We start from the raw sequence: 12,494 nt of genomic DNA, 5'->3' as shown, positions 1-12,494 counted from the left end.
ACTAGGCCCCTGCTCCGCGACGTCTCCTGCATCGCGCCCCGCTCCGGCCGCACTGTTCATCGCTCCCCATGCTCGACAATCTGACTCAACGGATGGCGCGCGTCGTCAAGACGCTGCGCGGCGAAGCCCGGCTCACCGAGGCGAACACCCAGGAAATGCTGCGCGAGGTGCGTCTCGCGCTGCTCGAGGCCGACGTGGCGCTGCCCGTCGTGCGCGAGTTCATCGCCAAGGTGAAGGAAAAGGCGCTCGGCGAAGAAGTCATCAGCAGCCTCTCGCCGGGCCAGGCGCTCGTCGGCGTGGTGCAGCGCGAGCTGACCGCGATCATCGGCGGCGACTACGAGGGCAAGGCGGTCGAGCTCAACCTCGCCGTCACGCCGCCGGCCGTGATCCTGATGGCGGGTCTGCAGGGCGCGGGTAAGACGACCACCGTCGGCAAGCTCGCCAAGCTGCTGCGCGAGAAGTACAAGAAAAAAGTACTGACCGTGTCGTGCGACGTTTACCGTCCTGCCGCGATCGCGCAGTTGAAGACGGTGACCGAGCAGGTCGGCGCGGATTTCTTCCCGTCGGAACCGGATCAGAAACCGGTCGACATCGCGCGCGCCGCGGTGGATTGGGCCAAGCGCCACTATCACGACGTGCTGCTGGTCGACACGGCCGGCCGTCTCGGTATCGACGAAGCGATGATGCAGGAAATCACCGCGCTGCATAACACGCTGAAGCCGGCGGAAACGCTGTTCGTGGTCGACGCGATGCTCGGCCAGGACGCGGTCAACACCGCCAAGGCATTTAGCGACGCGCTGCCGCTCACCGGCGTGGTCCTCACCAAGCTCGACGGCGACTCGCGCGGCGGCGCGGCGCTCTCCGTGCGTCACGTCACCGGCAAGCCGATCAAGTTCGTCGGCGTCGCGGAAAAGCTTGACGGCCTCGAAGTCTTCTACCCGGATCGCATGGCGAACCGGATTCTCGGCATGGGCGACATTCTCGCCCTCGTCGAAGAAGCGCAACGCGGCGTGGACGTGCAGGCCGCACAGAAGCTCGCAGACAAGGTCAAGAAGGGCGGCGACTTCGATCTGAACGATTTCCGCGCACAGCTCACGCAAATGAAGGGCATGGGCGGCCTGTCGTCGCTGATGGACAAGCTGCCCGCGCAGTTCCAGCAAGCCGCCGCGGGCGCCAACATGGGCCAGGCCGAGAAGCAGATGCGCCGCATGGAAGGCATCATCAATTCCATGACGCCGCAGGAGCGCGCCAAGCCGGATCTGATCAAGGCCACGCGCAAGCGCCGTATTGCCGCTGGCGCGGGCGTGCAGGTGCAGGAAGTCAACCGCATGCTGAACCAGTACGACCAGATGCGCACCATGATGAAAAAGCTCAAAGGCGGCAATCTGCAAAAGATGATGCGCGGCATGAAGGGCATGTTGCCCGGCATGCGCTAAGCTTTAGCAAGACGGCGACGCGCGTTCCGCGCATGAACCACGGAACGCGCCCCTGACTCCGCTGGGCCGACTCCCGCTTTGTGCGGGTTTATTCTGTACCGCGCGCCGCCGTCCTCACTCACACTATGTATACAGTCACCGCCCGTCAGACGTCATGAACCGCGAAGAAGCTCTCCACATTTTTACCCACTCCGAAGAAATCGTTTCGGCCGACGACGTCAACGCGTCGATCAGCGGCATGGCGGCCGCCATCCGCAACGAGATGAGCGAGGACTTCCCGCTCGTGCTGTCGGTCATGGGCGGCGCGGCTGTGTTCACCGGCATGCTGTTGCCGCACCTCGATTTCCCGCTCGAGTTCGACTACATCCACCTGACCCGCTACCGCAACACCACCAAGGGCGGCAACGAGATGCAGTGGCGCGTGGCGCCGGCGGAGTCGGTGAAAGATCGCGTCGTGCTGGTGCTCGACGACATTCTCGACGAAGGCGAGACGATGGCCGCAATCCGCGACCGCATTCTCGCGATGGGCGCGAAGCGCTTCCTGAGCGCGGTGCTGTGCGAGAAGATCATTCCGAAGGCGAAGCCGCTGCGCCCGGATTATTGCGGCTTCGAAGTGCCGGACCGCTATGTGTTCGGCTGCGGCATGGATGCGAAGGGTTACTGGCGTAACCTGCCCACTATTCGTGCGCTGACTGAAGGGGCGTAATTGCCTGCTTTTCTCGCCGCCGCGTAACTGTTTTGCGGCGTGTCGAAGAGACGAAAAAGCGGCCCTCATGGAGCCGCTTTTTTTATGTGAAATTGCTGGGCTTTGCGCTGTGCTGTGCGCGTTGCGTCGCGCTGCATTGCGCCAAGAGCCGCAAGTCGCGGATTACCTGGCGCGGCGGCGAACGCCTTTCAAAGTTGATGCACGAACGACCGAATCCCGCCGAGCATCATCTCCACCGAAATCGCTACCAGCACCAGACCCATCAGCCTTTCGAACGCCATCATCGCGCGCTCGCCGAGCCACGCCTGAATGCGCTCCGCCAGCATCAGCACGATCGCGCAGACCACCATCGTGACAGTCAGCGCGCCGATCCACTCGAACATCTTGCCGGGCGCCTGCGACGTCAGCAGCATCACGGTGGCCAGCGCCGACGGCCCCGCTAGCGCCGGAATGGCGAGCGGCACGATGAGCGGCTCGCCGCCGCGCGTGTCGCCGCCGAACGGACCGTCCGGATGCGGAAACACCATCCTCAGCGCAATCAGAAACAACACGATCCCGCCGCCGATTCGCAACGACTGGTCGGTCAGGCTCATCATGCGCAGAAAACGGTCGCCGACCACCATGAAGATCAACAGGATCGCAAACGCAATCGCCACCTCACGGAGAATGACGATCGTGCGCCGCTTCGGCGACACACCGCGCAGACAACTTATGAAGAGCGGAATGTTGCCGAGCGGATCGGTGATCAGAATCAGCAGGACGGTCGCGGACAGGAAGGTGTACTCCACCGTCCGCTCCGCTTAACGCGCCAACGCTGCGCGAACCTTCCCGATCACCGTTTGCGCGGCGTCTTCGACCGGCAGCAGCGTCGCTTCAGCGTCGCGGCGGCCCTGGTATTCGAGCTTGCCTTCCTTCAGGCCACGGTCGCCGATCACGAGACGATGCGGCACGCCGATCAGTTCCCAGTCGGCGAACATCACGCCCGGGCGCTCGCCGCGGTCGTCGAGGATCACGTCGATACCCGCTTCGACCAGCGCAGCGTAAAGCTTGTCGGCTTCCGCGCGCACGGCTTCGCTGCGGTCGTAGCCCATCGGGCACAGCACGACTTCGAACGGCGCGATCGATTCCGGCCAGATGATGCCCTTGTCGTCGAAATTCTGTTCGATCGCGGCGCCCAGGATACGCGTCACGCCGATCCCGTAGCAGCCCATTTCCATGGGACGCGGCTTGCCGGTTTCGTCGAGGCAGGTCGCGCCCATGGCTTCGGAATACTTGGTGCCGAGCTGGAACACGTGGCCCACTTCGATACCGCGGCAGATGTCGATCACGCCCTTGCCGTCCGGCGACGGATCGCCCTTCTTCACGTTGCGAATATCGGCGACGACAGGCTCCGGCAGATCACGGCCCCAGTTCACGCCAGTGGTGTGGTAATCCACTTCGTTCGAGCCGACCACGAAGTCGCTCATGTTTGCGACCGTGCGATCCGCGACGACCTTGATCGGCTTCTTCGTGCCGATCGGACCGAGGTAACCCGGCGGCGTACCGAAGGTTTCGATGATTTCAGCCTCGGTCGCCATGCGAAAGTCGGCCAGACCGGGTAGCTTGCTCGCCTTGATCTCGTTCAGATCGTGGTCGCCGCGCAGCATCAGCAACCAGATGGTCGGCTCGGCGCCTTCATTTTCGGTGGCGAGGATGATCGACTTGATCGTGCGCTCGAGCGGAATGTTCAGCAGTTCGGCCACCGCTTCGCACTTCGCCTTGCCCGGCGTGGCGGTCTTCTTCATCTCTTCGGCGGGCGCCGCGCGTTCCGCGTAGAGCGGCAGCGCTTCGGCCGCTTCGACGTTCGCCGCGAAATCGGAGGTCGGGCAGTAGGCGATCGCATCTTCACCGGTCTCGGCGATCACGTGGAATTCGTGCGAACCGCTGCCGCCGATCGAACCGTTGTCCGCCGCCACCGCGCGGAAGTCCAGACCGAGGCGCGTGAAAATGCGCACGTACGCGTCGTACATCTTGCGATACGACTCGCGCAGACCGTCCATGTCCTTGTCGAACGAGTACGCGTCTTTCATGATGAATTCGCGGCCGCGCATCACGCCGAAACGCGGACGGATTTCGTCGCGGAACTTGGTCTGAATCTGGTAGAAGTTCACCGGAAGCTGGCGGTAGCTTTTGATCTGATTACGCGCAATATCCGTGACCACTTCTTCGTGGGTCGGTCCGATCACGAAATCGGACTGCCTGCGATCCTTGAAGCGCAGCAGTTCGGGACCGTACTTTTCCCAACGGCCCGATTCCTGCCACAACTCGGCCGGCTGCACCGCCGGCATCAGCAATTCAATACCGCCTGCCCGGTTCATTTCTTCGCGCACGATGGCTTCCACCTTGCGGATCGAGCGCAGGCCGATCGGCAGGTAGTTATAGATACCGCCGGCAACGCGGCGGATCATGCCGGCGCGCACCATGAGCTTGTGGCTGACGATCTCTGCGTCGGCGGGAGCTTCTTTGAGGGTACCGATAAAGAAACGGGAAGCTTTCATTCAGATTATCCAAAAGCGGCGGCTCCGGAGGGACCGCCCGAAAGGTGAAAACGGTGGGGAAATCGACACAGATCCGGCTCTGAGCCGGCATGGCTCACCTGACAATACACTGACACCGGTGCAGCGCAATCCGACCGCAGCGCCGAAGCCGCCGCGCAAAGCCTTTGCACAAGGGATAAGGCACGGAAAGACTGACAGGCTACCGCAAACGCGGGCCTTTGGCGGCGAATCGTTCCAATCTGGTGCGAATCGGTGCGTCAGACCCGTTATCTGTTTATAATCAAAGCAATTTTAAAGGATTCGAAGGTGGTTGTATGCTGGATCGTGAAGGCTTTCGCCCGAACGTCGGCATCATCCTCTTGAACGCGCACAACGAGGTGTTTTGGGGCAAACGGCTCCGTGAACATTCCTGGCAGTTTCCGCAAGGGGGCATCAAGTACGGAGAGACCCCCGTGCAAGCGATGTATCGGGAGTTACACGAAGAAACCGGGCTGCTTCCTGAGCACGTCAAGGTGATCGGTCGCACGCGCGACTGGTTGCGTTACGAGGTGCCTGACAAGTTCATCAAGCGCGAAGTACGCGGTCATTACCGCGGCCAGAAACAAATCTGGTTTTTGCTCCGGATGGTTGGACGCGACTGCGACATCTGCTTGCGCGCCACCGACCACCCTGAGTTCGATGCGTGGCGCTGGAACGAGTACTGGGTGCCGCTCGACTGTGTGATCGAGTTCAAGCGGGATGTATATCAGTTGGCGCTGACGGAGCTATCCCGTTTCATGCGCCGGGCTGCGCCGCGTGCGGAAAAACCTGGCGGGCACCATGGGCCGCGTTATCCCCGGATAGCGTCGTCAATGGAAAGTCCGCCGGATTCCACGGTAATGACGGTGACTTCTGTGACCACCGTCAGCATCGAAACATCGGTTCACGTAACGATCGCGTCCGATTGCGGTCCGGAATCCGGGTCAACGGCAGAAGTCGATGCCGCGCCGGATCACGAAGACGAATCGGCAGGCGAAACGGCCGGCTCGCTGTTCCGCCCGGGCGTGCGCAATTAACAACTCTGAGCGGCTGTCCACGCCGCCTCTCTCTGGCGCGGCTCGACGAGCCGCGCCAGTGTTTCGAGGAAACCATATTGAAAGCACTTGCTCTCGTCGTGGCGTGCGTCGCCACCGGCGCCCTGCTGGCTGGTTGTTCGAGCGCCGGCAAACCTACTAATAAAGACGACAGCGCGTTTACCTATTTGCTGGATCGTCAGGGCACTTGGGTTGAGAACAAGGTGGACGCTCTGCCGCCGCTGCCGCAAGAGTCGAATCTGCTGCCTTTCGAAGTCTCCGGCAATACGCCGCTGCAATTCGCAGTCGACCGGAAGTCGCTGACTGTCGGTACGGACGGAGTGGTTCGCTTTACCGTCGTCGTGGCAAGCCCGAGCGGCGCTCGTAACGTAATCTACGAAGGGATTCGCTGCGACACGTACGAATGGCGCCAGTATGCGGGCCTGAATTCGGATCACGACGGCTGGGACACGACGGTCGCAAACAACTTCACGCGCATCGAGAACGGCGCGCTCAACGCTTATCAGGCTGCGCTGTATCAGGACTATCTATGCGCGAACAAGATGCCCATGGGAAACGCGGCCTCGATTCTGGAAAACATCCGCTATAAGCGCACAGCGAGTTCGTTGATCCACTGAGCTTTGGATCCTTGGCGGGTTGTGGGCGTAAAAAAGCCGTTCCAGCTTTCGCCGGAACGGCTTTTTGTTTGCCGTATCCGTATTCCCGCGCTTGGGACTATCGGTGACTTAGACCAGCACCAGGTTGTCGCGGTGAATCAGCTCCGGCTCCAGCATATAGCCGAGCACCGATTCAATCTCGCCACTTGGGCGCCGCTGAATCAGCTTGGTTTCCGCGCTGCTGTAGTTCGTCAGACCGCGCGCCACTTCGCGCCCAGCGGCGCTCAGACAAGCAATCACTTCACCGCGCGCAAAGGCACCCTGAACGCCGACGATGCCGATAGGCAGCAGGCTCTTGCCCCCTTCGGTCAGCTTTTCGACGGCGCCGTCGTCGATCACCACATGGCCGCGCACCTGCAGATGATCCGCCATCCATTGCTTGCGCGCCGCCATGCGCGCCGTGCGCGCGATCAACTGCGTGCCGATCGCCTCGCCCGAGGCCAACCGTGACAGCACATCTGCTTCGCGCCCGCTTGCGATCACCGTATTGGCGCCGCTGTGCGCCGCGCGCTTGGCGGCGAGAATCTTGGTCAGCATGCCGCCACGACCGAGACTCGAACCCGCGCCGCCCGCCATCGCTTCGAGCTCCGGCGCGCCGGCATCGGCTTGCTGAACCAGCGTGGCAGTCGGATCCTTACGCGGATCGGCGGTGAAAAGTCCTTGCTGATCCGTGAGGATGACGAGTGCGTCGCCTTCGATCAGGTTTGCGACGAGCGCGCCCAGCGTGTCGTTGTCGCCGAATTTGATTTCGTCGGTGACGACCGTGTCGTTCTCGTTGATGATCGGCACCACGCCCAAGCGTAGAAGCGTGAGCAACGTCGAGCGCGCATTCAGATAGCGCTCGCGATCGGCCAGATCGGCATGGGTCAGCAGAATCTGCGCGGTCTGAATGGAATGCTCGGCAAAGCGGCTTTCATACACCTGCGCAAGACCCATTTGGCCGACGGCCGCGGCCGCTTGCAGTTCGTCGATCTCGCGTGGCCGCTTGGTCCAGCCGAGCCGTTGCATTCCTTCGGCAATGGCGCCCGAGCTGACGAGCACCACTTCCTTGCCCTGCGCGCGCAGCGCGGCAATCTGTGCGGCCCAGCGGCCGATAGCAGCGTGATCGAGGCCCCGCCCGTCATTCGTGACGAGGCTCGAACCGACTTTCACTACCAATCGCCGTGAATCTGCGATGACGGAACGCATTGTGCGCGGTCTCCCAAGATGACGCGTGATGCATACCGGCAGCCCGCTCGGGCGCCGGCGCTCGAGCTTTTTATACCTGCGGGTCGATGCCGGCGTCGTCTGCGGCGGCAGGGGCTTGCGGCTTCTCGCGGAAGCGCACGTCCGCAGCGAGATCTTCGGCTTCCGCCGCGCGCTGTGCGTCAGAATGCGCGGAAATGTGGTCGAACACCGCGTAGCAAAGGTTTTCGCAGCCCCGGCCAGTCAGCGCCGAGATTTCGAACACCGGACCATCCCAGCCGAAGCCTTCGAGGAACGCCGAGACACGCGCTTCGCGCTCGTCTTCGGGCACCATGTCCAGCTTGTTCAGCACTAGCCAGCGCGGCTTTTCATACAGCAGCTCGTCGTACTTGCGCAGTTCGTTGACGATCGCCTTGGCTTCCGCGACCGGATCGACCGCGTCGTCGAACGGAGCCAAGTCGACGATATGCAGCAACAAGCCCGTGCGCTGCAAGTGCCGCAGGAACTGGTGGCCGAGGCCCGCGCCTTCCGCCGCGCCTTCAATCAAGCCAGGAATGTCGGCGATCACGAAGCTGCGGCTCGGCCCGACACGCACCACGCCGAGATTCGGCGCGAGCGTCGTGAACGGGTAGTCGGCGATCTTCGGCTTCGCGTTCGACACCGACGCGATGAAGGTCGACTTGCCGGCGTTCGGCATGCCGAGCAGGCCGACGTCCGCCAGCACCTTCAACTCCAGGCGCACCATGCGGCGTTCGCCCGGCTTGCCGTCCGTTTTCTGACGGGGTGCGCGGTTCGTACTGGATTTGAAATGCAGGTTACCGAGACCGCCCGCGCCACCCTGAGCGATCTGCACGCTCTGGTTGTGCTCGGTCAGATCGGCGATCAGTTCGCCGGTCTCCATGTCGGTGATCGTGGTGCCGACCGGCATGCGCAACGTAATGTCGTCGCCGCCTTTGCCGTAGCAGTCCGCGCCGCGGCCGTTTTCGCCGTTGCGCGCCAGGTGTTTCTTCGCGTAGCGGTAGTCGATCAGCGTGTTGATGTTGCGGTCCGCGACCGCGATCACGCTGCCGCCCCGGCCGCCGTCGCCGCCATCCGGGCCGCCGAACGGAACGAACTTCTCGCGGCGCATCGACGCGCTGCCATCCCCTCCGTCGCCGGCGATGACTTCAATCCTCGCTTCGTCAATGAACTTCATGCGTAACTCCGTCCCGTGGTGTGCTGCCAGATGGTGCTGCTTAATTTGATGCTGCTTTTGGTGCCGCCGGATGCTGCTATTTTGCCGCGACCGCCGTGCGCCGATCAATCGGCCGAACGGCATAGGACACATCGGCATGAAGGGCGTTCCTGCCCATTCATCCGGCGAAAACCTGCCGGAATAAAAAAAGCCCCGCTAACTTCGCGGGGCCTTTTCCGGTCCTGAAGCCCGTGCCTGAGTAAACTCAGACTGCTGCCGGGACGACGTTGACCATGTGCTTCTTCGCTGCGCCCTTCGTCGAGAAATTGACGTGGCCGTCCGTCAGCGCGAACAAGGTGTGATCCTTGCCGATGCCAACGTTTTCGCCCGGGTGCATACGCGTGCCACGTTGACGAACGATGATGCCGCCAGCGTTGATAGCCTGACCGCCGTAAACCTTCACGCCAAGGCGTTTCGATTCGGAGTCGCGGCCGTTGCGGGATGATCCGCCTGCCTTTTTGTGTGCCATTTGATTTGCTCCTTAACCGGTGCGCTTACGCGTTGATCGCGTCGATGTGCAGTTCGGTATAGTTCTGGCGGTGGCCGCCATGCTTCTGGTAGTGCTTCCGGCGACGCATCTTGAAGATGGTCACTTTTGCGTGACGACCTTGCGACACGACGGTAGCCTTGACGGAAGCCCCACTGACCAGCGGCGTACCGAACTTAATCGATTCGCCTTCGCCCACTGCGAGAACCTGGTCGAGCGTGATTTCAGCGTCAATGTCTGCCGGTATCTGTTCTACTTTAAGTTTTTCGCCGACGGCAACTTTATACTGCTTGCCACCGGTTTTTATGACCGCGTACATTGAGAACCTCACTCTGTGTTCATTTTTCCCACGCACCGCGCGCGGAAACCCGTGATTATACATAGAGTTAGCTGCTCGGTCAAAACTCATTGAGGGGCACCGCGCGTAGCGCCCGGCGCCTTGCCGCACAGCCCCGGCGCGCGGTTCTGCCGCCGCCCGGAACGCGCCGCGCCGCAGCCTGCGACCCGGAACTGTCGCGATTCGCCTTATAATTCGCGGCACTACCCAATTCAGCCATCATGTCGTCGACTGCCACCCCCTCCTCCAACGCCGCCAGCCTGCTCGCTCCGATCGCCGAAGACATGCAGCAGGTCAATCGCGTCATACGGCACCGTCTTGCGTCCGACGTGATGCTGATCAACCAGATTTCCGAGTACATCATCAGCGCCGGCGGCAAGCGGCTGCGGCCCGCGTTGCTGCTGCTGGTGGCGGGCGCGCTGGGCGAAACCACGGGGCACCGGCATGAGCTGGCCGCGGTCGTCGAATTCATCCATACGGCCACGCTGCTGCACGACGACGTGGTCGACGAATCCGACCTGCGGCGCGGCCGCCAGACCGCCAACGCGCTGTTCGGCAACGCCGCGAGCGTGCTGGTGGGCGACTTCCTGTACTCGCGCTCGTTCCAGATGATGGTCGGTGTGGGCAAGATGCGCGTGATGGAGATTCTGTCGGAGGCGACCAACATCATCTCCGAGGGCGAGGTGCTGCAGCTCCTGAACATGCACGACGCCGACGTGGACGAAGCCCGCTACATGCAGGTGATCCGCTACAAGACCGCCAAGCTGTTCGAAGCAGCCGCCCAACTCGGCGCGGTGCTGGCCGGCTCGGACGCGAAAACGGAAGCCGCCGCCGCAGAGTTCGGCCGGCGCATCGGCACCGCATTCCAGATCATGGACGACTGGCTCGACTACACGGGCACGGCTGAATCGATGGGCAAGAACGCCGGCGACGACCTTCGCGAGGGCAAACCCACGCTGCCGCTGATCTATCTGATCGAACGCGGCACGCCGGAACAATCGGCGCTCGCACGAGAAGTTATCGAGCAAGGCGGCACGGACCGTTTCGACACCATTTTTGAGGCGATCACGCGCTCCGGCGCGCTGGATCACACGCTCGAATGTGCGAAAAAGGAAGCTCAGGCCGCGGCAGCAGCAATTTCTTCATTTCCGGATTCCATTTTTAAAGAGAGCCTGCTAGAATTATGTTCTTACTCGACGGCAAGACAGTCTTGAACGAGACTGAAACGCTGACATAGTCTGAATCGAGTCTGCAGTACACATCGGGGTGTAGCTTAGCCTGGTAGAGCGCTACGTTCGGGACGTAGAGGCCGGAGGTTCGAATCCTCTCACCCCGACCAGATTCGCCTTGTTAGTTCAAGGCTCAAAAAACCGCCCAGCTTGCTCGGCGGTTTTTTGTTTTTTGGGTCGCGCGGGGCGTGTTGTTTCCCTCACGCGCCCCGCACCGCCATCGCCGCCCTGTCTTTTGCCGCCAGCCCGGACGGCGCGCACAAGCCCCTCTGCTATATTCTCTTCATCCTTCCCCTATCCTTCACGACGCGTGGAACAACTTCCCTTATGGGCGCAGATTGGCGCCGTCTTTCTGCTGCTTATCTGCTCGAGCTTCTTTTCGATTTCCGAAACGGCGATGATGGCGATCAATCGCCATCGCCTGAAACATCTGGCCAACCAGAACGCGCTCGGCGCAAAGACCACTCAAGGTCTCCTCGCGCAGACGGATCAGCTTTTGAGCGTCGTGCTGATCGGCAACAATCTGTTCAACACCATCATTCCGGTGCTCACCACCTCGATCGCGCTGCACACGTTCGGCCGCAACAACCTGGTGCTGTCGATCGCGACCGGTATTGTCGCGTTTCTGATCATCGTGTTCGCGGAAATAACGCCGAAGATCGTAGGCGCGACGTTCCCTGAGAAAGTCGCGCTGCCGGCCAGCTTGCTGATTGCGCCGATGATGCGCGTCGCCAGACCGCTGGTGTGGTTCGTCAATCTTTTCGCAAACGGCATTCTGCGCGTGCTGCACATCAATACGAAGGGCGCGCACGACCAGCGACTCTCGACCGAAGAGCTGCGCACCATCGTGCTCGAGTCGGGCAGCTTCATGCCGACCAAGCACCGCAGCATTCTGCTGAACCTGTTCGACCTGGAAAACATCTCCGTCGACGACGTGATGATCCCGCGCCGCCGCATCGAGGCGCTGGATTTCGACGCGCCGTTCGAACAGATCCTGCATCAACTCGAAACCTGCTATCACAACAAGCTGATCGTCTATCAAGGCGACATCGATCGGGTGCTCGGTGTGCTGCACGTCCGCAAGACACTGGCGGCGCTGCACAACCAGGAGCTCGAGCGCGAGACGCTTCGCGAACTGCTGGCCGAGCCGTACTTCGTACCGAGTGGCACGCCGGTTTTCCAGCAACTGCAATTCTTCCAGGAGAGCCGTCACCGCACGGCGCTGGTCGTCAACGAATACGGCGAGTTGCAAGGCCTCGTCACGCCGGAAGACATCATCGAGGAACTGATTGGCGAGTTCACCACCTCGATTCCGCGCGGCGCCAATTCGCGCGGCGGCTGGAACGAGAAAGGCGAATGCATCGTGGCCGGCAGCATGCCGCTGCGCGAGTTGAACCGCTGGCTGCATCTCACGCTGCCCACCGACGGGCCGAAAACGCTCAACGGCCTGATCCTCGAAATTCTCGAAGATATTCCCGACGGCGACGTGTGTGTGCAGATCGGCGACGTCAAACTCGAAGTGATGCGAAGCGACGATCAGGCGATTCGTACGGTCAAGTTGTTCAGACCGCCGACGCGTGCGAAAGCCGGCAAGGTATTGCGCGGCTAGGTTCG

General features: G+C 61.8%; 12 protein-coding genes and 1 tRNA gene. 7 read left to right on the top strand and 6 right to left on the bottom strand.

Going from position 1 to position 12,494, the window contains the following annotated elements; all coding sequences use genetic code 11:
* The first annotated feature begins 68 nt into the window (after positions 1 to 68).
* Both ffh and B0G75_RS23165 read left to right on the top strand, forming a co-directional pair.
* Complete coding sequence (gene ffh / locus B0G75_RS23170; protein ID WP_012434393.1) at positions 69 to 1,436, top strand: signal recognition particle protein; 1,368 nt, start codon at positions 69 to 71, stop codon at positions 1,434 to 1,436.
* Between the two features lie 154 nt (positions 1,437 to 1,590).
* Complete coding sequence (locus tag B0G75_RS23165; RefSeq protein ID WP_106310936.1) at positions 1,591 to 2,142, top strand: hypoxanthine-guanine phosphoribosyltransferase; 552 nt, start codon at positions 1,591 to 1,593, stop codon at positions 2,140 to 2,142.
* A 188-nt stretch (positions 2,143 to 2,330) separates the two neighbouring features.
* Here the strand turns inward: B0G75_RS23165 and B0G75_RS23160 are convergent, their stop codons facing one another.
* Positions 2,331 to 2,930, bottom strand: a complete 600-nt coding sequence (locus tag B0G75_RS23160) for a MarC family protein (RefSeq protein ID WP_106310934.1) — start codon at positions 2,928 to 2,930, stop codon at positions 2,331 to 2,333.
* A 12-nt stretch (positions 2,931 to 2,942) separates the two neighbouring features.
* Positions 2,943 to 4,679, bottom strand: a complete 1,737-nt coding sequence (locus B0G75_RS23155; RefSeq protein WP_106310931.1) for a proline--tRNA ligase — start codon at positions 4,677 to 4,679, stop codon at positions 2,943 to 2,945.
* 314 nt (positions 4,680 to 4,993) lie between these two features.
* Between B0G75_RS23155 and B0G75_RS23150 the strand changes: the two genes are divergently transcribed.
* Both B0G75_RS23150 and B0G75_RS23145 read left to right on the top strand, forming a co-directional pair.
* Positions 4,994 to 5,734 carry an RNA pyrophosphohydrolase gene (locus tag B0G75_RS23150; protein WP_106310928.1) on the top strand — a complete coding sequence of 247 codons (741 nt, stop codon included), beginning with the start codon at positions 4,994 to 4,996 and terminating at the stop codon, positions 5,732 to 5,734.
* Between the two features lie 77 nt (positions 5,735 to 5,811).
* Positions 5,812 to 6,369 (top strand): CNP1-like family protein, encoded by a 558-nt coding sequence (locus tag B0G75_RS23145; protein WP_106310926.1) that lies wholly within the window; start codon positions 5,812 to 5,814, stop codon positions 6,367 to 6,369.
* A gap of 108 nt (positions 6,370 to 6,477) precedes the next feature.
* On the opposite strand, the gene proB is transcribed toward B0G75_RS23145, so the two are convergent.
* From proB to rplU, 4 genes are all read right to left on the bottom strand, one after another.
* Entirely contained in the window at positions 6,478 to 7,596 is a 1,119-nt protein-coding gene (proB, locus tag B0G75_RS23140) for a glutamate 5-kinase (RefSeq protein WP_106310923.1), read from the bottom strand.
* Positions 7,597 to 7,666: 70 nt separating this feature from the next.
* A complete protein-coding gene (gene cgtA / locus B0G75_RS23135) occupies positions 7,667 to 8,788 on the bottom strand; it encodes an Obg family GTPase CgtA (RefSeq protein WP_106310920.1) in 1,122 nt (373 codons plus the stop codon).
* A 244-nt stretch (positions 8,789 to 9,032) separates the two neighbouring features.
* Positions 9,033 to 9,296, bottom strand: coding sequence for a 50S ribosomal protein L27 (gene rpmA, locus B0G75_RS23130; protein ID WP_007180330.1), 264 nt, complete (start codon positions 9,294 to 9,296; stop codon positions 9,033 to 9,035).
* A gap of 25 nt (positions 9,297 to 9,321) precedes the next feature.
* Positions 9,322 to 9,633 carry a 50S ribosomal protein L21 gene (gene rplU, locus B0G75_RS23125; RefSeq protein ID WP_106310917.1) on the bottom strand — a complete coding sequence of 104 codons (312 nt, stop codon included), beginning with the start codon at positions 9,631 to 9,633 and terminating at the stop codon, positions 9,322 to 9,324.
* Positions 9,634 to 9,872: 239 nt separating this feature from the next.
* Between rplU and B0G75_RS23120 the strand changes: the two genes are divergently transcribed.
* The 3 genes from B0G75_RS23120 to B0G75_RS23110 all read left to right on the top strand — a co-directional run bounded on the left by B0G75_RS23120 (position 9,873) and on the right by B0G75_RS23110 (position 12,489).
* Positions 9,873 to 10,865, top strand: a complete 993-nt coding sequence (locus B0G75_RS23120; RefSeq protein ID WP_012434401.1) for a polyprenyl synthetase family protein — start codon at positions 9,873 to 9,875, stop codon at positions 10,863 to 10,865.
* A gap of 48 nt (positions 10,866 to 10,913) precedes the next feature.
* Positions 10,914 to 10,990 (top strand) — tRNA-Pro (locus B0G75_RS23115).
* A 200-nt stretch (positions 10,991 to 11,190) separates the two neighbouring features.
* On the top strand, positions 11,191 to 12,489 hold the full coding sequence (locus B0G75_RS23110; RefSeq protein ID WP_106310914.1) for an HlyC/CorC family transporter: 1,299 nt from the start codon (positions 11,191 to 11,193) through the stop codon (positions 12,487 to 12,489).
* Positions 12,490 to 12,494: the final 5 nt, after the last annotated feature.

The organism is Paraburkholderia sp. BL18I3N2 (assembly GCF_003001875.1).
Lineage (GTDB): Bacteria > Pseudomonadota > Gammaproteobacteria > Burkholderiales > Burkholderiaceae > Paraburkholderia > Paraburkholderia phytofirmans.
The sequence above is the reverse complement of the archived record's forward strand: the minus strand, read 5'-3'. Positions and strand labels throughout refer to the sequence as shown.